Origin of the sequence: Mycobacterium sp. E2462 (assembly GCF_001672685.1) — a bacterium.
Classification (GTDB): domain Bacteria; phylum Actinomycetota; class Actinomycetes; order Mycobacteriales; family Mycobacteriaceae; genus Mycobacterium.
In genome coordinates, this window is the sequence record NZ_LZKC01000295.1 from 1 (window position 1) to 21,347 (window position 21,347).

20 protein-coding genes, 2 pseudogenes and 1 riboswitch are annotated in these 21,347 nt (G+C 70.8%); of the genes and pseudogenes, 12 read left to right on the forward strand and 10 right to left on the reverse strand.

Annotation, left to right across the window (positions count from 1 at the left end; translation table 11 throughout):
- Positions 1-16 precede the first annotated feature (16 nt).
- From A5714_RS14800 to A5714_RS14815, 4 genes and pseudogenes are all read left to right on the forward strand, one after another.
- Positions 17-307 carry a CD225/dispanin family protein gene (locus A5714_RS14800; protein ID WP_068286228.1) on the forward strand — a complete coding sequence of 97 codons (291 nt, stop codon included), beginning with the start codon at positions 17-19 and terminating at the stop codon, positions 305-307.
- Between the two features lie 14 nt (positions 308-321).
- Positions 322-747, forward strand: coding sequence for a DUF2752 domain-containing protein (locus A5714_RS14805; protein ID WP_068070988.1), 426 nt, complete (start codon positions 322-324; stop codon positions 745-747).
- Between the two features lie 54 nt (positions 748-801).
- A pseudogene (locus A5714_RS14810) lies at positions 802-2,203 on the forward strand (M28 family metallopeptidase); the annotation flags it as partial.
- A 461-nt stretch (positions 2,204-2,664) separates the two neighbouring features.
- Positions 2,665-3,177 carry a serine/threonine protein kinase gene (locus A5714_RS14815; protein WP_068070984.1) on the forward strand — a complete coding sequence of 171 codons (513 nt, stop codon included), beginning with the start codon at positions 2,665-2,667 and terminating at the stop codon, positions 3,175-3,177.
- Positions 3,178-3,180: 3 nt separating this feature from the next.
- On the opposite strand, the gene A5714_RS14820 is transcribed toward A5714_RS14815, so the two are convergent.
- From A5714_RS14820 to thiO, 4 genes are read right to left on the reverse strand one after another with little or no spacing between them, the layout of a single operon-like run.
- Positions 3,181-3,954, reverse strand: coding sequence for an SGNH/GDSL hydrolase family protein (locus A5714_RS14820; protein WP_255396712.1), 774 nt, complete (start codon positions 3,952-3,954; stop codon positions 3,181-3,183).
- A 4-nt stretch (positions 3,955-3,958) separates the two neighbouring features.
- Positions 3,959-4,735 carry a thiazole synthase gene (locus A5714_RS14825; RefSeq protein WP_068286192.1) on the reverse strand — a complete coding sequence of 259 codons (777 nt, stop codon included), beginning with the start codon at positions 4,733-4,735 and terminating at the stop codon, positions 3,959-3,961.
- A complete protein-coding gene (gene thiS, locus A5714_RS14830) occupies positions 4,728-4,925 on the reverse strand; it encodes a sulfur carrier protein ThiS (protein WP_068286196.1) in 198 nt (65 codons plus the stop codon). The genes A5714_RS14825 and thiS overlap by 8 nt, the downstream gene beginning before the upstream one ends.
- Positions 4,922-5,944, reverse strand: coding sequence for a glycine oxidase ThiO (thiO, locus tag A5714_RS14835; protein WP_068286203.1), 1,023 nt, complete (start codon positions 5,942-5,944; stop codon positions 4,922-4,924). The genes thiS and thiO overlap by 4 nt, the downstream gene beginning before the upstream one ends.
- A gap of 2 nt (positions 5,945-5,946) precedes the next feature.
- Positions 5,947-6,078: riboswitch (TPP riboswitch) on the reverse strand.
- Positions 6,079-6,137: 59 nt separating this feature from the next.
- Here thiO and thiE point away from each other — a divergent pair.
- Positions 6,138-6,800 (forward strand): thiamine phosphate synthase, encoded by a 663-nt coding sequence (thiE, locus tag A5714_RS14840; protein WP_068286205.1) that lies wholly within the window; start codon positions 6,138-6,140, stop codon positions 6,798-6,800.
- On the opposite strand, the gene A5714_RS14845 is transcribed toward thiE, so the two are convergent.
- Complete coding sequence (locus A5714_RS14845; protein ID WP_068286207.1) at positions 6,784-7,413, reverse strand: NUDIX hydrolase; 630 nt, start codon at positions 7,411-7,413, stop codon at positions 6,784-6,786. The two genes, thiE and A5714_RS14845, sit on opposite strands and share 17 nt — an antisense overlap.
- 133 nt (positions 7,414-7,546) lie before the next feature.
- Between A5714_RS14845 and glnX the strand changes: the two genes are divergently transcribed.
- Genes glnX through A5714_RS14860 form a run of 3 tightly spaced genes read left to right on the forward strand, consistent with a single transcriptional unit; the run spans position 7,547 to position 12,137 of the window.
- A complete protein-coding gene (gene glnX / locus A5714_RS14850) occupies positions 7,547-8,866 on the forward strand; it encodes a protein kinase G-activating protein GlnX (RefSeq protein ID WP_068070970.1) in 1,320 nt (439 codons plus the stop codon).
- On the forward strand, positions 8,866-9,843 hold the full coding sequence (locus A5714_RS14855) for a glutamate ABC transporter substrate-binding protein (RefSeq protein WP_068070968.1): 978 nt from the start codon (positions 8,866-8,868) through the stop codon (positions 9,841-9,843). The genes glnX and A5714_RS14855 overlap by 1 nt, the downstream gene beginning before the upstream one ends.
- Positions 9,843-12,137, forward strand: a complete 2,295-nt coding sequence (locus tag A5714_RS14860) for a serine/threonine-protein kinase PknG (RefSeq protein WP_068286211.1) — start codon at positions 9,843-9,845, stop codon at positions 12,135-12,137. The genes A5714_RS14855 and A5714_RS14860 overlap by 1 nt, the downstream gene beginning before the upstream one ends.
- A 91-nt stretch (positions 12,138-12,228) precedes the next feature.
- On the opposite strand, the gene A5714_RS14865 is transcribed toward A5714_RS14860, so the two are convergent.
- Positions 12,229-13,083 (reverse strand): endonuclease domain-containing protein, encoded by an 855-nt coding sequence (locus A5714_RS14865; RefSeq protein WP_068286232.1) that lies wholly within the window; start codon positions 13,081-13,083, stop codon positions 12,229-12,231.
- A gap of 114 nt (positions 13,084-13,197) precedes the next feature.
- On the opposite strand from A5714_RS14865, the gene A5714_RS14870 reads away from it, so the two are divergent.
- Both A5714_RS14870 and A5714_RS14875 read left to right on the forward strand, forming a co-directional pair.
- On the forward strand, positions 13,198-14,514 hold the full coding sequence (locus tag A5714_RS14870; RefSeq protein WP_068286214.1) for a DUF1800 domain-containing protein: 1,317 nt from the start codon (positions 13,198-13,200) through the stop codon (positions 14,512-14,514).
- A gap of 13 nt (positions 14,515-14,527) precedes the next feature.
- Complete coding sequence (locus A5714_RS14875) at positions 14,528-15,709, forward strand: DUF1501 domain-containing protein (protein WP_068286217.1); 1,182 nt, start codon at positions 14,528-14,530, stop codon at positions 15,707-15,709.
- Here A5714_RS14875 and A5714_RS14880 read toward each other — a convergent pair.
- From A5714_RS14880 to fgd, 3 genes are read right to left on the reverse strand one after another with little or no spacing between them, the layout of a single operon-like run.
- Positions 15,704-16,858 (reverse strand): acetate kinase, encoded by a 1,155-nt coding sequence (locus A5714_RS14880; protein ID WP_068286219.1) that lies wholly within the window; start codon positions 16,856-16,858, stop codon positions 15,704-15,706. The genes A5714_RS14875 and A5714_RS14880 overlap by 6 nt on opposite strands.
- Positions 16,848-18,932: a phosphate acetyltransferase gene (pta, locus tag A5714_RS14885; protein ID WP_068286223.1), complete on the reverse strand. Its 2,085-nt coding sequence runs from the start codon at positions 18,930-18,932 to the stop codon at positions 16,848-16,850. The genes A5714_RS14880 and pta overlap by 11 nt, the downstream gene beginning before the upstream one ends.
- Before the next feature lie 11 nt (positions 18,933-18,943).
- Positions 18,944-19,954 (reverse strand): glucose-6-phosphate dehydrogenase (coenzyme-F420), encoded by a 1,011-nt coding sequence (fgd, locus tag A5714_RS14890; protein WP_068286225.1) that lies wholly within the window; start codon positions 19,952-19,954, stop codon positions 18,944-18,946.
- Positions 19,955-20,148: 194 nt separating this feature from the next.
- Between fgd and A5714_RS14895 the strand changes: the two genes are divergently transcribed.
- A complete protein-coding gene (locus A5714_RS14895; protein WP_068286227.1) occupies positions 20,149-20,901 on the forward strand; it encodes an MBL fold metallo-hydrolase in 753 nt (250 codons plus the stop codon).
- Positions 20,898-21,233: a YnfA family protein gene (locus tag A5714_RS14900; RefSeq protein ID WP_068070952.1), complete on the forward strand. Its 336-nt coding sequence runs from the start codon at positions 20,898-20,900 to the stop codon at positions 21,231-21,233. The genes A5714_RS14895 and A5714_RS14900 overlap by 4 nt, the downstream gene beginning before the upstream one ends.
- Positions 21,234-21,239: 6 nt before the next feature.
- On the opposite strand, the pseudogene A5714_RS25415 reads toward A5714_RS14900, so the two are convergent.
- Positions 21,240-21,347 (reverse strand): annotated as a pseudogene (locus tag A5714_RS25415) (GNAT family N-acetyltransferase); the annotation flags it as partial.

The following is a 21,347-nucleotide window of genomic DNA, read 5'->3' on the forward strand; positions in this document are numbered from 1 at the left end:
GGCGGCACCGCCGACGTTGCGGCCCTGTACCGGTGGTGGCAGGCCAACGGCTGAGCATCACAGCAAGGTGGCGACGATCTTCTGCTGCTTGCCCTTCGGCATCGTGGCCATCGTCAAGTCCAGCCAGGTCAACGGTCTGTGGGCACAGGGCAATTACCCCGGGGCGCAGGCCGCCGCCGACAGCGCCAAGAAGTGGGTGATCTGGTCGGTCGTCGCGGGCGTCATCGTGGCCATCATCTACGGCGTCCTGATCGCGGCGGGCGCACTCAACACGGACACCAACGCGGCGCTCGCCGCCATGGTCTGAGCCCGGTCGCAATCATGGTGACCCACCCAGGGTCGGCGCGGCTGCGGTGGGGCGCCCCACTGGTGGTGGCCGCGTCGTCGACGGCGGTCTGCGCCGCCATCTGGGTGGGTGACCCGACCACTCCGCACGGCCCGCTGCCGGTGTGCCCCACCAAGGCGCTTCTGGGCATCGACTGTCCCGGCTGCGGCAGCCTGCGCATGCTGTATTCGCTCATGCACGGCGACGTGGCGGCGGCCGCCAGATTCAATGCGCTGGGTCTGGTGGCCGTCGTGCTGCTGGTGTGGGCCTACTTCGCGTGGACCTACGCCCGCGTGGGCGGGCGACGGTTGCGCAGTTGGCAGCACCAGCGCTGGGCCCCGCTGATCACCATGGCCCTGGTGCTGGCCTGGTTCGTCGTGCGCAACATCCCCGTCGCGCCGTTCACCGCCCTGTACGTCTGATTCGGGGAGTGTTGTCCCCGCATCACTTGCGGCCGCGGTCTAACCTGGGGCGCGATGGTCGAGACAGTCAAGGTGATCCCCGCGTTGCTCGCCGTCCTCGCCGTGGGGGCAGCCGCGGCCGGGTGTTCCGATCGGTCGAACGACGCCCAGGAGTCGAGCGGTGATCCCGCCGCCGGCCGGTTCGCCGCCGCCCTGCACGACAAGGTCACCACGGACGCGATGATGCGCCACCTGTCCAAGCTGCAAGACATCGCCGACGCCAACAACGGGACTCGTGCCGTCGGGACACCCGGCTTCGACGCCACCGTCGACTATGTAGCAACGACGTTGCGCGACAACGGGTTCGACGTGCAAACACCGGAATTCTCGGCGCGGGTCTTCCACGGCGACAAGCCGGTGGTGACCGTCGGCGGCAGACCGGTCGAGTCGCATGCGCTGGACTTCAGCCTCGGCACGCCGCCGGACGGTGTCAGCGGCCCCCTGGTCGTCGGACCGGGCGGTGACCACCCGGGCTGCGCGCCGTCGGACTACGGCGATCTGCCGGTGCGGGGCGCCGTCGTGCTGCTCGACCGCGGCAACTGCCCGTTCGCGCAGAAAGAGGACGCCGCGGCCACGCGCGGCGCCGTCGCCCTGATCATCGCCGACAACGTCGACGAACAGCAGATGGGCGGCACGCTCGGCGCCAACACCGAGGTCAAGATCCCGGTCGTCAGCGTCACCAAATCCGCCGGCGTCCAGTTGCGCGGCCAGCCGGGACCCACCACGATCAAGCTGAACGCCAGCGTGCAGAACTTCAAGGCCCGCAACGTGATCGCGCAGACCAAGACGGGTTCGCCCGACGATGTCGTGATGGCGGGCGCGCATCTGGACAGCGTCCCCGACGGCCCGGGCATCAACGACGACGGTTCCGGGGTGGCCGCGGTGCTGGAAACCGCCGTGCAGCTGGGCAGTTCACCGCAGGTGCACAACGCGGTCCGGTTCGGCTTCTGGGGCGCCGAGGAACTCGGCCTGATCGGTTCGCGTGACTACGTGCAATCCCTGGACCTAAACGCGCTGAAAAGCCTTGCGCTGTATCTGAATTTTGACATGCTGGCCTCGCCGAATCCGGGCTACTTCACCTACGACGGCGACCAATCGCTACCGCCGGAGACCCGCGGGCAACCGGTGGTGCCCGAGGGCTCGGCCGGCATCGAACGCACGCTGGTGAACTACCTGAAGTCGGCCGGCAAGACCGCGCGCGACACCTCGTTCGACGGCCGCTCGGATTACGACGGCTTCACGCTGGCGGGTGTGCCCGCCGGTGGCCTGTTCTCCGGAGCGGAGGGCAAGATGTCCGGCGTGGAAGCCAAGATGTGGGGCGGTAGCGCCGATCAACCCTTCGACCCCAACTATCACCAGAAGACCGACACCCTCGACCACATCAACCGCGTCGCGCTGGGCATCAACGGGGGCGGTTGTTGTGTCATCGAATCTCCAGTCAAGAGAGTTAGCTGGCGTCAAGCGGTGCTAACCATACCCGAGCGGAGTCGTCACGGCACTAGCAATGTGAAATCGGTTTGGGCGGCGCCCGCGGCCGCGCGCGGCTGGCCGGCCCGCTTCGGCTGCGAGCCGTTGTCGCGGCCGCCCCGAGGCGGGGTCGGCGCGCCGGCAAAATCGCAGGACGAGCGCCTGCGGTAAATCGGCGACGACGGGCCTGCCCGCACCGCGGCACCGACGCGGGGTGCGCCGCGACGGGTAGCCCGGCACGGCGGTCGGGCTCCGGTGCCGCCGCTGCGGGCGGTGCCATCGGCACGCCCCGCCAAGGGTCGGAATGTCGCCGTGCGGCGTTTGCCGAGGCGCCCACCGGCCGCGGTCGAGCGCGTCGCGGCCCCACCGGGCTGGCCGGCGGCGCGGCAGCTGAGCGAGTATGGGTCGGTGATGACCAACGCGTCACGTGGCTGGGTGGTTGCCGCGCTGCTGGCCGGCGTGACGGTCGGCCCCGGCCTCGCGCCCGGCACCGCCGACCCCGGAACACCTTCGGACGTCAACACGCTCGCCGCCTCGCTGTCCAAGGGCTACGGCTTGAACAACTGCACCGCCCAGAACGTCACCGCCGGGCAACTGGCCGCCTTCAACTGCGGGCAGAGCCCCGACCCGAGCGGCCCGGTGCAGGCCAAGTACGTCTTGTTCAGCGACGGCGACAGCATGAACCGGTTCTTTGCGACGAGCATCGGCGAGGACGTGCTGACGGCGTGCGGGGACAACGGCCAGTCCCCCACCATCTGGCACCAGGGCAGCGCCGACTCCAGCGCGGGGCAGCTGGCCTGCGGCACCTACCGCAACGCCGCGGAGATCATCTGGACCACGCAGGCCAAGAACATCGTGAGCTACCTGCGCGGCGGCACCGCCGACGTTGCGGCCCTGTACCGGTGGTGGCAGGCCAACGGCTGAGCATCACAGCAAGGTGGCGACGAGCTCGGTTACCGCGCGCATGCCCGCGGCGTTGGGGTGCAGCGGCGCGGGCCGGCGCGGCAGCGGGACGCCGTACTTGGCCGGCGGCGTCGTCCACGGCTGGGCCGACCACGGGTGATGTTCCCGGCTGGCCGCCCCGGCACGGACGACCTCGCAGCCCGTCGCCATGGCCGCCTCGGCCGTGGCCCGCTCCAACGCGGCGGCGACATGGCGGCCCAGATCGGCGTCCGCGGCGCGGATCGGCCCCGCCGCCTCGCCCGCGGGCGGCAGCAAGCTCAGGTAATCGACGAACACGACGCGGGCGCGCGGCGCGCGGCGCCGCACCTCCCGGCCGACGACGCACAGCGACTCGGCCACGTCGGCGAGCGCCCGATCGCGGGCGTCGCGGTCCAGCAGCTCCGCCACCCGAGGGCCCAGCAGCGGCGCCCGGCGGGTCCAGCCCGGCAACGAGGCGGCCATCAGCAGCGGCACGTATCCGACGTCGTTGCCGCCGATCGTCACGGTCACCAGGGCTTCCGACCCGTCGAGCGCCGTCAGCTGCGGCGGGGCGCCGCGCTGTTTTTCGGCAAGCAGATGCGCGGTGGTCGCTCCGGAGAAGGTCACGTCGACGAGGTCCATCCCGCACCGGTCGGCGAGCAGGTGCGGGTAGTTGCGCGCCGAGCGGCCCGACCAGCGCGGGGCGCCAGGGGCACGGGGCGCAATGCCCGGCCCGGCGGCCATCGAACTGCCCAGCGCCACATACCGTTTCGGGGCCACGGGCTCAGCCGCCCGCCGCCGGCGGCGAGCCGGGGCTGGAGGCCTGCGCCCAGAACCGCTTGGGAATCCGCCCGGCGCGACGGGCCAGGTAGCCGGCGGTGACGGCGGCGGACATCGCGGCCGCCATGGCCCGCGGGTCGGCGGCCCGCGTCACCGCCGTGGCCAACAGCACGGCGTCGCAACCCAACTCCATCGCCAGGGCGGCGTCGCTGGCGGTGCCGATGCCGGCGTCGAGCACCACCGGCACCCCGGCCCGCGCGACGATCATCTCGATGTTGTGCGGGTTGGTGATGCCCAGCCCGGTGCCGATCGGCGAGCCCAGCGGCATGACGGCCGCACACCCGGCGTCCTCGAGCCGGGCCGCCAGCACCGGGTCGTCGTTGGTGTAGGGCAGCACCACGAACCCGTCGTCAACCAATTGTTCTGCAGCGCGGACCAATTCGATGGCGTCCGGCAGTAGCGTGCGCTCGTCGGCGATCACCTCGAGCTTGATCCAGTTGGTGTCCAGCGCCTCGCGCGCCAACTGCGCGGTGAGGACGGCCTCGGCCGCGCTGCGGCAGCCCGCGGTATTGGGCAGCGGGGTGATCCCCAGCCGGTTCAGCAGGTCCAGCAGCCCGGTCCCGCCCTCGGCGTCGACCCGGCGGATGGCGACGGTGGTCAGCTCGGTGCCGGAGGCGACGAGCGCGTCCTCGAGCACCGCCAGGTTGGTCGCTCCCCCGGTTCCCATGATGAGCCGCGAGGTGAAGCTGCGGTCCCCGATGGTGAGTTTGGAGTCAGCCACCTTGCACCGCCGTCACGATCTCGAGGCGGGCGCCGGCGGAAAGCTCGGCGGCCCAACGCGATCGGGGCAGGACCGCGTCGTCCATCGCCACCGCCACCCCGCGTTCGGGGAACCCCAGCGTGCTCAGCAACGCCGCCACGGTGGTGCGCTCGTCCACCTCGACCTTGCGTTCGTTGACCACGACGATCATGAGTGCACTCCCACCGGAACGAGCTCGGAGACGATCTGTTCGGCCGTCCATGGCGCCAGCAGGAACCCGGAACGGCCATGACCGGCCGCCACCAAGGTTCGCGCGTCCAGCCGGTGCACCAACGGCAGGTTGTCCGGCGTCATCGGGCGCAGCCCGGCCGCGGCCTCGGCCAGCTCGTATTCACCCAACGCCGGCAGCACCGCGCAGGCGTCGTCGAGCAGGTCCCGCACCCCGGACACGACCGGGCCCGTGTCGCGGCCGTGCTCGTACTGGGTGGCGCCGACGACCACCCCGTCCGCGCGCGGAACAAGGTACACCTGCCGCCCGTGCACCCGCGCGCGAATCACGCGTTGCGGCAACGGCATACAGCCCTTGCGCCAGCGCAGGCGCAGCACCTCGCCCTTGACGGGGCGCACCGGCAGGCCGGGCCACAGCGAAGGCGCGTCGATGCCGTTGGCGAGCACGACGGCGTCGGCGCTCACGTCGGACAGGTCGCGCACCGGCGGCGCCCACCGCACGCCCAGCCGCTCGCATTCGGCGCTCAACGCGTCCAGCACCGCCCGGTTGTCCACCGCCAGTTCGGTGGGGGCCCGGAAACCGTGCCGGATGCCCCGCGCCAGCAGGGGTTCGAGGTCGCGGGCGGCCGACTCCCACACCACCGGATGCCCCTGCCCCGAGAGCCATTCGGCGACCGTGCGCAGGTCCGCGACGTCGGCCCGGTCCACGGCCACCACCAACGACTCGCGGGCGGTGACCACCCCGGGCGGCAGCCCGTCGAGGAACCCGCCCTCGCGCCACAACCGCAGCGACTCCAGGCCCAGCCGCAACAGCTGCTCCTCGCCGGGCCAGCCCTCGCTGTGCGGGGCCAGCATGCCGCCGGCCACCCAGGAGGCGCCCCGCTCGCTGCCCCGGTGCACCCGCACCGACCATCCGGCCTGCGTCGCCCGCCGCGCCACCGCCAGCCCGATCACGCCGCCGCCGACGACCGCCAACGACCCCATCTCGGGGCCGGTCGGCATCCCACTCATCCTCCAAGCCTCCCTTCGCCGGCATGATCCGGATCAGGTGTGACGGTAAGGGCAGATCCAGATGCTCTGGCTGTGCCCACTCTCAGCCCCGCAGCGACGAACCCGGGACTCCCGTGTCGAGTAATTCTCCGGCTCCACGCTAGCGCGCTAGCGTCGCGGTGTGCAGATTCCCGTAGATGAACGAATGTCCCGCCTGGCCGCGGCGCGGTTATATCTGTGCACCGACGCGCGGCGCGAGCGCGGCGACCTGGCCGAGTTCGCCGACGCCGCCCTGGCCGGCGGGGTGGACATCATCCAGCTGCGCGATAAAGGCTCCGCCGGTGAACAGCGGTTCGGGCCGTTGGAGGCGCGCGACGAGTTGGCGGCGTGTGAGGTGCTCGCCGAGGCGGCCCGCCGCCACGGCGCCCTGGTCGCGGTCAACGACCGCGCCGACATCGCCCGGGCAGCCGGGGCGGACGTGCTGCACCTGGGGCAGGGTGACCTCCCGCTGGACGTCGCGCGGGACATCGCCGGGCCGCAGGTGTTGCTCGGGCTGTCGAGCCACGACGCCGAGCAGGCCGCCGCGGCGGCCGCTCCCGGGGGGCCGGACTACTTCTGCGTCGGCCCCTGCTGGCCCACCCCCACCAAGCCCGGCCGCCCGGCGCCGGGCCTCGCGCTGGTCGCGGCCGCCGCGCGGCTGCACGCCGACAAGCCATGGTTTGCGATCGGCGGGATCGACACGCAGCGGCTACCCGACGTGCTTGAAGCGGGCGCCCGGCGCGTGGTGGTGGTGCGGGCGATCACCGCGGCCGAGGACCCGCGGGCGGCCGCCGCCCGGCTTCGGGCGGCGCTTACAGCAGCGCGTTGATGCGGTTGCTGAGCGGCGACGGCGTCTCGTCGGCCCGCAGCGGGTCGCCGGGCATGCACCACACGAACACGCCCGCCTCGATCTCCAGCGTCCGCGGCAGTTGCCGCCGACGTTCGTCCCCGGCGCCGAGCGGCAGCAGCGCGGGCTCGGTGCGCAGTCGTTGCCAGCTGGCGGCGAAGCCGGGGTGCAGCGGCAGATCGGCGACCTCGTTCTCGTCGACCCAGCGCATCTCCGCGCTCTCGCCGTTCGGGACGGTGTGCAGCAGTTCGTCGGCGTCGGCGACGACGGTGGTGTAGGTCCACTGGGCGCCGCCGGCGCCGGCGACGCTGGCCGTCACCACCGTCGCGCGCACCGCCAGCAGCTCGGCGCGGACACCGGCCTCCTCGTGCGCTTCCCGAACGGCCGTCTCCTCCGGCGTCTCGTGGCTGTCCCGGGCGCCGCCGGGCAGCCCCCAGGTTCCGCCCTGGTGGCTCCAGACCGCGCGGTGCTGCAACAGCACCGCCGGCGTGCCGTCGGCTTGCGGGGCGCGCAGCAACAAACCGGCCGCGCCGTAGCGACCCCAGAAGTGCGCGCCGCCGTCGGAGAGCACCCACCCGTCACCGTCGCCGCGCACGGGTTCAGGATATGCAGTGTGCGCTCGATGAATCGGTCCGCCTCCACCCATCGGCCTCGACATTCTCTTAGAATTCGCTTATAGAGGTCGGTGCAGCGAATTTCCGTGGCGAAGAGACGAGGGCTGATCACACGTGACGGTTGAGCTGGCGCATCCGTCGACCGAGCCGCAGGGAATGCGCTCGCCGGCCGAACCAGCCCATCCGCGCTGGTGGTTCATCTCGACGACGCCGGGCCGCATCCTGACCATCGGCATCGTGCTGGCGGTGCTCGGCGGCATCTGCGCGTTCGCCACCTCGACCACCATCAACCACCGCCAGCAGGTGCTCACCACGGTCCTCAACCACACCGAGCCGCTGTCGTTCGCCGCCGGCCGGCTGTACACCACGCTGTCGGTGGCCGACGCGGCGGCGGCCACCGCATTCATCGCCGAGGCCGAGCCGCAGCCGGTGCGGCAGCGCTACGAGCAGGCCATCACCGATGCGGCGGTGGCGGTGACGCGGGCGTCCAGCGGGCTCACCGACGAGCCGCTGGTGCAGCTGCTGGGCCGCATCAACGCCGAACTGGCCGTTTACACCGGGCTCATCGAGATCGCCCGGACCAACAACCGGGAGGGCAACCCGGTCGGTTCGTCGTATCTGTCGGAGGCCTCCGGGCTGATGCAGACGACGATCCTGCCCGATGCCGCGCAGCTCTACCAGGCCACCTCGGATCGCGTCGACGCCGAGACCACGGCGTCCACCCAGATCCCGGCGCCGGTCATCCTGGTGGTGAGCGCGACCGCCGTCTTCGGCGCCTTCTCGCATCGGTGGCTGGCGCGGCGCACCCGGCGTCGCATCAACCCCGGTCTGATCGTCGGTGCGCTCGCTATTCTCGTCATGGTGGTCTGGGTCGGAACTGCGCTAACCATCTCTACGGCGGCCAGTCGTAGCGCGAAGAACACTGCCGCCGAGTCGCTTAAGACCGTCACCAACGTCGCGATCACCGCCCAGCAGGCGCGGGCCGACGAGACGTTGTCGCTGATCCGCCGCGGCGACGAGGAGAAGCGCAAACAGGCTTTCTACCAGCGCATCGACGCCATGCACCGGCAGCTCGACCAGTACATGTCGCGCAGCGACGCCGTCGACAAGCCGGACCTGGAGGGCGCCGATCAGCTGCTGCTGCGCTGGCGGCAGGCCAACGACAGGATCAGCTCCTACATTTCGGTGGGTAACTACCGGGCCGCCACGCAGGTCGCGCTGGGCAGCAGCGAGGACGACTCCACCCCGGCCTTCGACAAGCTCGAGGACGAGTTGGTCAAGGCGATGGACCAGAGCCGCACCCGCCTGCGCAACGACGTCATCAACGCCCGCAGCGGCCTGTCCGGCGCCCAGGTGGGCGGCGTGGTGCTCAGCCTCGGCGCCGCCGTGGCCGTCGCCCTCGGCCTGTGGCCGCGGCTGAAAGAGTATCGGTAGTGCGCCGCCTGCACCGGCTCCGCCGAGCGGGCGCCGCGCTGGCCGCGGTGACGCTGCTGGCCGGCTGCGGGCACACCGAATCGCTGACCGTGGCCAGCGTCCCGACGCTGCCGCCACCGACCCCCGTCGGCATGGAGCAGCTGCCGCCCGAGCCGCCGCTGCCGACCGACGGGCCCACCCAGAGCTGCGACCTGACCGCCAGCCTGCGGCCCTTCAACACCAAGGCCGAAGCCGACGCCGCCGTCGCCGACATTCGCGCCCGCGGGCGGCTGATCGTCGGGCTCGACATCGGCAGCAACCTGTTCAGCTTCCGCGACCCCATCACCGGTGAGATCACCGGCTTCGACGTCGACATCGCCGGCGAGATCGCGCGCGACATCTTCGGCGCCCCCTCGCACGTCGAATACCGCATCCTGTCCTCGGACGAGCGCGTCACCGCGCTGCAGAACTCCGAGGTCGACGTCGTCGTCAAAACCATGACCATCACCTGCGACCGACGCAAGCTGGTGAACTTCTCCACCGTCTACCTCGATGCCAACCAGCGGATCCTCACCCCGCGGGACTCCTCGATCGCCAAGGTGAACGACCTGTCCGGCAAGCGGGTGTGTGTGGCCAAGGGCACCACGTCCCTGCACCGCATCCGGCAGATCGACCCGCCGCCGGTGGTGGTGTCCGTCGTCAACTGGGCCGACTGCCTGGTCGCGATGCAGCAGCGGGAGATCGACGCCGTCAGCACCGACGACTCGATTCTCGCCGGGCTGGTCGAGGAGGACCCGTACCTGCACATCGTCGGGCCCAACATGGCGACCCAGCCCTACGGCATCGGCGTCAACCTCTACAACACCGGCCTGGTGCGGTTCGTCAACGGCACCCTCGAGCGGATCCGGCGCGACGGCACCTGGAACACGTTGTACCGCAAATGGTTGACGGTGCTCGGTCCGGCGCCGGCCCCGCCCACGCCCAGGTACAGCGACTGATGGCCGAGCTCGAAAAGCACACCGACGAGCCGGAAGCCGGCGCCGAGGACGCGGGCCCCGGCACCCAACCCGCCGAGGCCCAGAGCGGCGCGACGGGCCGCATCCAGGCCACCCAGGCGCTGTATCGGCCCGACTTCGACGACGACGACGAGGACGACGACTTCCCGCACATCTCGCTGGGCACCTTGGACACCGATTCGCAGGACCGCATGACGGTCGCCACCCGGGTGTTGCCGCCGGTCCGCCAGCTCGGGGGCGGGCTGGTCGAGATCCCCCGGGTGCGCGACATCGACCCGCTCGAGGCCCTGATGACCAACCCGGTGGTGCCGGAGTCCAAGCGGTTCTGCTGGAACTGCGGGAAGCCGGTCGGCCGCAAGAGCAAGGAGGGCAAGGGCCCGTCGCAGGGGCATTGCAAGGCCTGCGGTAGCCCGTATTCCTTTCTGCCGCAATTAAGTCCGGGCGACATCGTCGCCGGCCAGTACGAGGTCAAGGGCTGCATCGCGCACGGCGGCCTGGGCTGGGTGTATCTGGCGTTCGACCACAACGTCAACGACCGGCCGGTGGTGCTCAAAGGCCTGGTGCATTCCGGTGACGCGGAAGCCCAGGCGATCGCGATGGCCGAACGGCAGTTCCTCGCCGAGGTGGTCCACCCGCAGATCGTGCAGATCTTCAACTTCGTCGAACACCCGGACCGGCAAGGCGATCCGGTCGGCTACATCGTCATGGAGTACGTCGGCGGGCAGTCGCTCAAGCACGGCTCCAAACTCGGCAAGGACGGCAAGCTCTCCGTCGCCGAGGCCATCGGCTTCCTGCTGGAGATCCTGCCCGCCCTGGCCTACCTGCACTCCATCGGTCTGGTCTACAACGACCTCAAGCCGGAGAACATCATGCTCACCGAGGAGCAGCTCAAGCTGATCGACCTGGGTGCGGTGTCGCGGATCAACTCGTTCGGCTACCTCTACGGCACGCCAGGATTCCAGGCGCCCGAGATCGTGCGGACCGGGCCGACGATCGCCACCGACATCTACACGGTGGGGCGGACGCTCGCGGCGCTGACGTTGAACCTGCCCACCCGCAACGGCCGCTACGTCGACGGGCTGCCCGACGACGACCCGGTGCTCGCCAAATACGACTCGTTTCGCCGATTGTTGCGCCGCGCAACCGATCCCGACCCGCGGCGCCGGTTCGCCAACACCCAGGAGATGTCGGCGCAGCTGATGGGCGTGCTGCGGGAGGTCGTCGCCCGCGACACCGGGGTGCCGCGCACCGGCCTGTCGACCATCTTCAGTCCCAGCCGCTCGACGTTCGGCGTGGACCTGCTGGTCGCGCACACCGACGTGTACCTCGACGGCCAGGTGCACTCCGAGCGGCTGACCGCACGGGAGATCGTGACCGCGCTGCAGGTGCCGCTGGTCAACCCGGCCGACGTCGCCTCTCCCGTGCTGCAGGCGACGGTGCTGTCGCAGCCGGTGCAGACGCTGGACTCGTTGCGCGCCGCGCGCCACGGCTCGCTGGACACCGACGGGGTCGAGCTCTCCGAGTCGGTCGAGTTGCCGCTGATGGAGGTGCGCGCGTTGCTGGACCTCGGCGACGTCGCCAAGGCCACCCGCAAGCTCGACGACCTGGCCGAGCGGGTGGGCTGGCAGTGGCGGCTGGTGTGGTATCGGGCCGTCGCCGAGCTGTTGACCGGCGACTACGAGTCCGCCACAACGCATTTCACCGAGGTACTGGACACCTTTCCCGGCGAGCTGGCGCCCAAGCTGGCGTTGGCCGCCACCGCCGAGCTGGCCGGTGACGTCGACGAGCACCGGTTCTACGAGACGGTGTGGAAGACCAACGACGGCGTGATCTCCGCGGCGTTCGGGTTGGCCAGGTCGTTGTCGGCCGAGGGCGACCGTGCCGCCGCGGTGCGCACGCTGGACGAAGTGCCGCCCACCTCACGACATTTCACCACCGCCCGGCTGACCAGCGCGGTGACGCTGTTGTCGGGCCGGAGCAAGAGCGAGATCACCGAGGAGGACATCCGCGACGCCGCCCGGCGGGTCGAGGCGCTGCCGCCGACCGAGCCCCGGGTGCTGCAGATCCGCGCGCTGGTGCTGGGCTGCGCGATGGACTGGCTGGAGGACAACAAGGCCAGCACCAACCACATCCTCGGCTTCCCGTTCACCGAGCACGGGTTGCGGCTGGGGGTGGAGGCGTCGCTGCGCAACCTGGCCCGCGTCGCGCCCACCCAGCGGCATCGCTACGCGCTGGTCGACATGGCCAACCGCGTGCGACCGACGAGCACGTTCTAGCCTTCGCGTTGTCGCGCCCGCGCGCCCCGGCGTTTCGTCGAGTGTGCGTCCAGGGCGGAGAATCGGCGCGAAACCCGCCCTCAGCGCACACTCAAAGCCCTGAACGCACACGCGAGGCCTGCAGCGCCGCGCGGACACGCCGCACCACATCGACGGGGTGGTCCTCGGCGACGACCCGCACGACGATCCAGCCCAGTCGCTCCAGCGTTTCCAGGCGCCGAACGTCTTTCACGTATTGCCGTCGGTCCGTTCGGTGTTGATCACCGTCGTATTCGACGGCCACCATGGGCTCTTCCCAGCCCATGTCGAGGTAGGCGAAGGGAACGCCGTCCGCGCCTGGCACCGGTATCTGCGTTCGCGGCCGGGGCAGGCCGGCGTCGACGAGCAGTAGCCGCAGGTAGCTCTCCCGCGGAGACTGGGCTCCCGGATCGACCAGCCGCAGGGCGGTTTCGAGTTGCCGCAGGCCTGGCGATCGAGGGTGGCGCCGCGCGACGGTGAGCACGTCGTCGGCGTGGACGCCCGTCGCCCGGGCGAGCGCGTCGAGGCGGGCGACGGCGGAATGGACGGCTCCGCGCCGTCCGATATCGAAGGCGGTGCGCTCGGGGGTGGTCACGGCGCGGCCGCCGATGGTCTGCGACTCGCCGTCGGCCAGCGCGCACCGGCGCGTCAGCACACCGCGCGGCGCGCGGGGCCTGTCGCAGATCAGCTCGACCGGAACGGTGTCCGGTATCCACCCGGCCCCGAGCAGGAACGCGGCGGCGGCCCCCGCGACGACGGCGCGGCCACCGGACCACAGCCACGCCGCCGCAATGCGCGACTCGAGGCCGGGTGCGGCGTCCTTCCCGAGATAAACGTCGGGAAACACCGCGCGGTATCGCGTCCGCAACTGGTGTCGGCTCAACGCACCACAGCGCAGCGCCCGGCTACCGACAAACGGCTCCTCCATGCCCCGCAGGATCACACGCGTGCGCCGCGACCCGTCGACGGGCGTACACAGGCTTGACAAGAAAAACGCAAGAAAACTCAGCAAACCTTCAGCTCGACACCGCACAGTTGAGCCATGCCGGGGCAGTCCACTGCGTGGCTCACCACGGCCCGGGCGCTGCGCCGGGCCGGTTTCGGCGTGACCGGGCCCGAGGTCGACGCCGCCATCGCCCGCGACTGGGCCGGCTACGTCGACGCCATACTGGCGGCGGACCCCGACGCCGACCCCGGCGCGCGCGCCACCCCGATGCCGACTCTCGAGCCGCCCCGCCCGCCGGGCAAGGGCGCCACGCCCGCCGCGCGCAAGGCCTATAACCAGCAGCTCTCCGAGCAGCAGACGACGCTGTCCGACTGGTGGCTGCGCCGCATGGCCACCGCCGGCCAGCCGGCCCACGAGAAGCTGACCCTGTTGTGGCACAACCACTTTGCCACCTCGGCGCAAAAGGTGCGCGTCGCCGCGTACATGGCGGCGCAGAACCAGAAACTTCGCACCCTGTCGCTGGGCGACTTCCGCACCCTGGCCTACGCCATGCTCACCGACGCCGCCATGCTGCGCTGGCTGGACGGCCAGGCGAGCACGGCCAAGGCCCCCAACGAGAACCTGGCCCGCGAGTTCATGGAGCTGTTCGCCCTGGGCCACGGCAACGGTTACACCGAGGCCGACGTGCGCGACGGCGCCCGCGCGCTGACCGGATGGGTCATCGGCGGCCAGGGCGCCGCCTCGCTGACACCCAGACGCCACGACGGGGCGGCCAAGACGCTGTTCGGGGTGACGCGCGACTTCGACGCCGCGGGCTTCTGCGACGCTGTGCTCTCGCAACCCAAGTCGGCGCAGTACGTCGCCGGCAGGCTGTGGCGGCAGCTGGCGTCCGACGACCCGGCGTCGGGTGCGGTGCTCGACAGGCTGGTCGCCGCCTATGGACCGGGGCGTGATCTGCGCGCCCTCACCCGCGCGATCCTGACCGACCCCGAATTTCTCGGGTCCCGCGCCACGGTGGTCAACACCCCGGTCGAATGGCTCGTCGGCGTGGTCCGCGCGCTGCGGGTGCCGATCGACACCCCGGCGCGGGCGAAGACGCTCGACGCGACGCTGCGCACCCTCGGCCAACGGCCGTTCTACCCGCCCAGCGTGGGCGGCTGGCCCAGCGGCCCGGTGTGGCTCTCCACCGCCAGCGCCGGGATCCGGCTGCGCGCCGCGATGCAGTTGGCGCGCTCCGGGGACCTGGCGCCCGTGGAGGACGTCGCCCCCGCCGACCGCATCGACGCCGTCGGCTACCTGATCGGCGTCGGCGACTGGTCGGACCGCACCGTCAAGGCGCTGCAGCCCTTGCTTGGCCAACCGCCGCAGTTGGTCGCGGCGGCCGTCAACACCCCCGAATACCTGACCTCCTAGGCGGACCAAGACGATGAACCGTCGCAAATTCCTGCTCGCCAGCGCGGGCGTCGGCGCCGCCGGGCTGTTGTCCGGCAGCGTCGCCGTCGGCTGGCCTGACCTGCTGCGCGCCGCCCACGACCGTCCCCTCGCCGCCGACGCGGGCGTGCTGGTGATCGTCACGCTGTACGGCGGCAACGACGGCATCAACACCCTGATCCCGTACGCGGACAACGCCTATCACGACGCCCGTCCCGAGCTCGCCTACGCCGCGGGCGACGTGTTGCACCTCGACGAGCAGCTGGGTCTCAACCCCGCGTTGAAGGGCTTGGCGCAGCTGTGGGGCCGGCGTCAGCTCGCGATCGTGCGCGGCGTCGGTTATCCGCGGCCCGACCACAGCCACTTCCGTTCCATGGACATCTGGCAGACGGCCTCACCGGCCGAGCCGGTTCCGACCGGCTGGATCGGTCGCTGGCTCGACGCCACCGGGGACGACCCGTTGCGGGCGGTGAACGTCGGGGCGGTCCTGCCGCCGCTGGCCGTCGGGGCGAAGTGCACGGCGGCCGCGCTCACGCCGGACGCGGCGACGGGCAAGGCCGAAACGTTCGCCGCCGTCATGACCGCGCTGGGCGATGACGACCCACATGACACCCCGGCGATGGCCGCGGTGTGCAAGGCCTACCGCGCCGCACGCACCGCCGACGCGGCGTTCGCCTCGGTGAAACCCGCTACGCACGAACATAACTCGCTGGCAGCACAGCTGAGCGTGGTCGCAGAGGCGATCAAGGCGCGCGTCCCGACGCGGGTGTACACCGTGCAGTTGGGCGGGTTCGACACCCACGCCGGCGAACGCGCCACCCAGCAGCGCCAGCTGCAGACGCTCGACGAGGCCGTCACCGGATTCCTGGGCCAGCTGGCCGGCGACCCGTGCGGGCGCAACGTCGTGCTGATGGCGTACTCGGAGTTCGGCCGCCGGGTGCGGGCGAACGCGTCGCAAGGGACCGACCACGGCACCGCCGGCCCGGTTTTCATCGCGGGCGCGCCCGTGCGCGGCGGTTTCTACGGCGCGGAACCCAGCCTGACCGACCTCGACAACGGAGACCTGCGCTACAGCACCGATTTTCGCGACGTGTACGGCGAGCTGCTGACGCGAACGCTGGGTACCGACCCCACGCCATCGGTCGGCGCCGGCCGCACCAGCCTCGGCTTCCTATAGGACGTCGACGCAGTCGCGGGCGATCGCCAGCTCTTCGTTCGTCGGGATCACCAGCACCGTGATCGGCGAGCCGTCGGCGGAGATCAGCCGTTCCCCCGTGCCGTCGCCGCCGTTGCGGTCCTCGTCCAGCACGATACCCAGCTCCCCCAGGCCCGCCAACGCGTCGCGGCGCACCGTCGCGTCGTTCTCACCGATCCCGGCGGTGAAGGTGATGACGTCGGTGTGGCCCAGCACCGCCAGGTAGGCGCCCAGGTATTTGCGCAGCCGATGGATGAACACGCTGTACGCCAATTGGGCTGCAGCGTCGCCTGATTCGACCATTTCGTGCAGCCGGCGGAAGTCACGCTGGCCGCACAGCCCCAACACCCCGGAGCGCTGGTTGAGCATGACCTCGATGTCGTCGACCTCCATCTGAGCGGTGTGCGACAGGTAGGCCACGACGCTGGGGTCGATGTCGCCGCTGCGGGTGCCCATCACCAGCCCCTCCAGCGGGGTCAGCCCCATGGAGGTTTCGACCGCTCGGCCGGCCGCGATCGCCGAGGCCGACGCGCCGTTGCCCAGGTGCAGGACAATCTGATTCACGCTCTGCAAGCTCACGCCCAAGAACGCGGCGGCGCGTTCGCTGACGTAGCGGTGTGACGTGCCGTGGAAGCCGTAGCGGCGGATCTGCCACCGCTCGGCGAGGTCCCGGTCGATCGCGTAGGTTGCCGCCGCGGCCGGCAGGTCGTGGAAGAAGCCGGTGTCGAACACGGCGACGTGGGGCACGTCGGGCAGCAGCTTGCGCGCCACCTCGATACCTGCGAGCGCGGGCGGATTGTGCAGCGGAGCCAACTCCGACAGGCCCTTGAGCTCGCCCAGAACCGCGTCGTCGACCACTGTGGGACGATGAAACCTGTTGCCGCCGTGGACCACTCGATGCCCGACCGCCACCAGACCGCACTGCCCGAGGTCGATGCCGTCGTCACCCAGCGCGTCGAAGGCGCGCCGCAGCGCCGCCGCGTGGTCGGGTACGCCGGACGAGTCCTCGCCGATCCGCTCGACGTTGCCGGTCGCGCGGGCCGCACCGGAGTCGGGGTCGACCAGTTTGTACTTCAGCGACGAGGACCCGGAGTTGATCACCAGAACCACACGCGCCGTGTCACTGGTCATTCGAGCCGCCCTGCGCCTGGATCGCCGTGATGGCGATCGTGTTGACGATGTCTTCGACCAAGGCGCCCCGGGACAGGTCGTTGACCGGCTTGCGCAGCCCTTGCAGCACCGGGCCGATCGCCACTGCTCCGGCGCTGCGCTGCACCGCCTTGTAGGTGTTGTTGCCGGTGTTCAGGTCCGGGAAGATCAGCACGGTCGCGCGCCCGGCCACCGGGGAGTCCCGCAACTTGGTGGCCGCGACAGAGGGCTCGATCGCCGCGTCGTACTGGATGGGTCCTTCGACCGGCAACTGCGGCGCCCGCGCGCGCACCAAATCCGTTGCGGCCTTCACCTTGTCCACGTCGGCACCGGTGCCCGAATCACCGGTGGAGTAGGACAGCAGCGCCACCCGCGGTTCGATCCCGAACTGGGTGGCGGTGCGCGCCGACGAGATCGCGATGTCGGCCAGCTGCTCCGGCGTCGGGTTGGGGATGATCGCGCAGTCGCCATAGGCCAGGACCCGGTCGGGCAGGCACATCAAGAAGATGCTCGATACCGTGGACACGTCCGGGACGGTCTTGATGATCTCGAACGCCGGCCGCACGGTGTGCGCCGTGGTGTGGGCGGCACCCGAGACCATGCCGTCGACCATGCCGTTGAACACCAGCATGGTGCCGAAATACGTTGCCTCGCCGACGACTTCACGGGCCCGCTCGATGGTGACGCCCTTCGCTTTGCGCAGGTCGGCGTACTGCTCGGCGAAGTGCTCACGCAGGTCGCTGGTGCGCGGGTCGAGCACCTTGGCGCCGTCGAGGTCGACGCCGAGTTCACCGGAACGCTGCCGGATCCGCGCCTCGTCGCCCAGGATGGTCACGTCCGCGACGCGGCGTTGCAGCACCCGGCCCGCCGACTTGAGAATCCGGTCGTCGTCGCCCTCGGGCAACACGATGTGCTTGCGATCCGAGCGGGCCTGCAGCGTCAACCGGTGGATGAACATCGTCGGCGTGATCACGTCGGGTATCGGAATCGCCAGTTGGGCAAGCAGATCCGAGACGTCGACGTAGCGGTCCATCAACTCCAGCGCGGTATCGATCTTGCGTTGCGAGGTGGCCGTGACCCGGCCGCGGGCCGCGGCGGCCGCGCTCGCGGTGTCGTAGGTGCCCAGCGCGGTGGCGACGATCGGCAGCCGCAGCCGCAGCCCGGCCACCAGCGCCGCGATGGACGGGTGCAGGGCGAAGCCGCCGTTGAGCACGATGCACGACAGCGACGGAAACCCCTCCGCCGCATGGGCACTCGCGACGGCGAGCACCACGTCCGAGCGGTCACCGGGGGTGATCACCGCCATCCCGTCGCGCAGCCGCTCCAGCACATGGTCGGCGGTCATCCCCGCGACGAGGATCCCGGTCACCTCGCGTTCGCGCAGCGAGGCCTCGCCGCTGACGGACGTCCCGTGCACGGCGCGCTCCAGCTCGGTGACGGTCGGCGCCGACAGCAGCGGCTCGTCGGGCAGCACGTAGCTGTGCAGGGCGAAGGCGCGCAGTGCCTCGGCGACCGTCCCGAGTTGGGTCGGGTCGCATCGGTTGGCGATCACCGCCGCCGTGTGGGCGCGCTGCGCCGACAGCTCGGCCACGCACACCTCGACGACCCGGCCGACCTCCTCGGCGGTGCGGCCCTTCCCGCTGACAGCCAGCAACACCGGCGCGCCGAGGTTGACCGCGATCCGGGCGTTCACCGCGAGCTCGGCGGGCCGCGTCACGTCTGTGTAGTCACTGCCGACGATCACCACGGCATCGCACGATTCGGCCATCGCGTGATAGGCGTCGACAATGCCGGCGATCGCGGCGTCGGCGTCGGCGTGCAGCTGCTGGTACGTCGCGCCGGCGCACTGCTCGTAGGACAGGCCCGCCGTGGTGTGCCCTAGCAGCAGCTCCAGGATGTAGTCGCGGCCGCTATCGGTTCTGATGATCGGCCGGAACACCCCGACTCGCGCGACCGTCGCGGTCAACCGGTGCAGCAGCCCGAGCGCGATCGTCGACTTGCCGGTCTCCGGCTCGGGGGCGGCGACATAGATCGCCCGGGCGGGACCCGAGACCATCTGCCCGCCGATCAGGCCAGCCGGCGCAGCCTGGGCGCCAGATCCTTCTCGAACAGTTCCAGGAATCGGCGCTGATCGTGACCGGGCGCATGGAACACCAGGTGGTTGAGGCCCCAGTCGACGTAATCCTTGACCTTCGCGACCGCCTCGTCGGGATCCGACGCCACGATCCAACGCTTGGCGACCTGTTCGATCGGCAACTCGTCGGCGGCCTTCTCCATCTCCAACGGGTCGTGGATGCTGGTCTTCTGCTCGGCGGTCAGCGACAGCGGCGCCCAGAACCGGGTGTTCTCCAGCGCCAGCTCGGGGTCGGTGTCGTAGGAGATCTTGATCTCGATCATCCGGTCCACGTCGTCGGGATTCTTGCCGGCGGCCTCCGCGCCTTCCTTCATCGCGGGGATCAGCTTGTCCTTGTAGAGTTCCTCGCCCTTGCCGGAGGTGCAGATGAACCCGTCGCCGGCGCGGCCCGCGTACTTGGCCACCTGCGGGCCGCCGGCCGCGATGTAGATCGGGATGCCGCCCTCGGGCACGTCGTAGATCGAGGCGCCCTTGGTGTGGTAGTACTCGCCCTCGAAGTCGACGCGGTCACCGAGCCAGAGCTCGCGCATCAACCGCACCGATTCGCGCAGCCGGGCGTAGCGCTCCTTGAACTCCGGCCACTCGCCCTCGTATCCGGTGGCGATTTCGTTGAGCGACTCGCCGGTGCCGACGCCCAGGAAGATGCGGCCCGGGTAGAGGCAGCCCATGGTCGCGAACGCCTGGGCGATGACGGCGGGGTTGTAGCGGAACGTCGGGGTGAGCACCGAGGTGCCCAGCTGCAGACGCTTGGTGCGCTCGCCGACGGCGGTCATCCAGGCCAGCGAGAACGGGGCGTGTCCGCCCTCGTGCCGCCAGGGCTGAAAGTGGTCGCTGACGGTGGCGCTGTCCATGCCGTGGTCCTCGGCGGCGACGGCGAGTTCGACGAGCTCACGCGGTGCGAATTGTTCGGCGGATGCTTTGTACCCAAGTTTCAATTCAGCCACGGGTTCTTTTCTACTCCTATCGCGGCCGTCACGACCCGCCGCGCCCGGCTTCGCCGCGCTTGCGATCGCTCGCAGCCGTCAGGTCGCGACCCGCCGCGCCCGGCTTCGCCGCGCTTGCGATCGCTCCGCCCACTCCGGTCGCGACCCGCCGCGCCCGGCTTCGCCGCGCTTGCGATCGCTTTACACTCGCCGGCATGGGATCGGCACCGGCACTCGTTCAAGTCACCGACACGGTCCACCTCGCCGTCGGCGAGGCCGTCAACTGGACGTTGGTCGCCGACGGCACCGGGGTGATGCTGATCGACGCCGGTTACCCGGGTGACCGCGAGGACGTGGTGGGGACGCTGCGCCGACTGGGCTGCGAGCCCGGCGACGTGCGCGCGATCTTGTTGACGCACGCGCACATCGACCACCTGGGATCGGCGATCTGGTTCGCCAAGGAGTTCGGGACCGCCGTGTACTGCCACGCCGACGAGGTCGGACACGCCAAACGGGAGTATCTGGAACAGGTTTCGATCAGCGATCTCGCGGTGCGCCTCTGGCGGCCCCGGTGGGCGGCGTGGACCGTGCACGTCGTGCGCAGCGGCGGTCTCAACCGCGAAGGGATCCCGACCACCCAACCGCTGACTACCGACATAGCGGCCACCCTGCCCGGTCGCCCGCGGGCGGTGTTCAGCCCCGGGCACACGCACGGCCACTGCTCCTACCTGGTCGACGGCGTGCTCGCCAGCGGCGACGCCCTGGTCACCGGGCACCCGCTGATCCGCCACGACGGACCCCAACTGCTGCCGTCGATCTTCAGCTACAGCCAGGAGGACTGCATCCGAACGCTGTCGGCGCTGGCCCTGCTGGAGACCGAGACCCTGGCGCCCGGGCATGGCCCGTTGTGGCGCGGCCCCATCCGCGAGGCCACCGACGCGGCGCTGCGTAAGGCGGGCGCTCGTTGACGGTCGCCAAGTCGATTGCGCTGTTCGTCCTGGCCGCGGCGTTGGAGATCGGCGGTGCATGGCTGGTGTGGCAGGGCGTCCGCGCGCATCGCGGACTGCTGTGGGCCGCAGGCGGCGTCGTCGCGCTGGGCGCCTACGGCTTCGTCGCCACGTTGCAGCCCGACGCCCACTTCGGCCGGATATTGGCGGCCTACGGCGGCGTGTTCGTCGCCGGATCGCTGTTGTGGGGCATGGCTTTCGACGGGTTCCGGCCCGATCGCTGGGACGTCGCCGGGGCGGTGATCTGCCTGCTGGGCGTCGCGGTCATCATGTACGCGCCGCGCGGCCATTGACCGCGCTCAGCGCGGGGGCGTCAGCCACTTTTCGAAGGCGATCGGTCGGAACGGTCCCCAGTTCGGTATCGGGTCGGGGGGCACCCTGGTGTACCCCGTTGCGTCGTAGAGCGA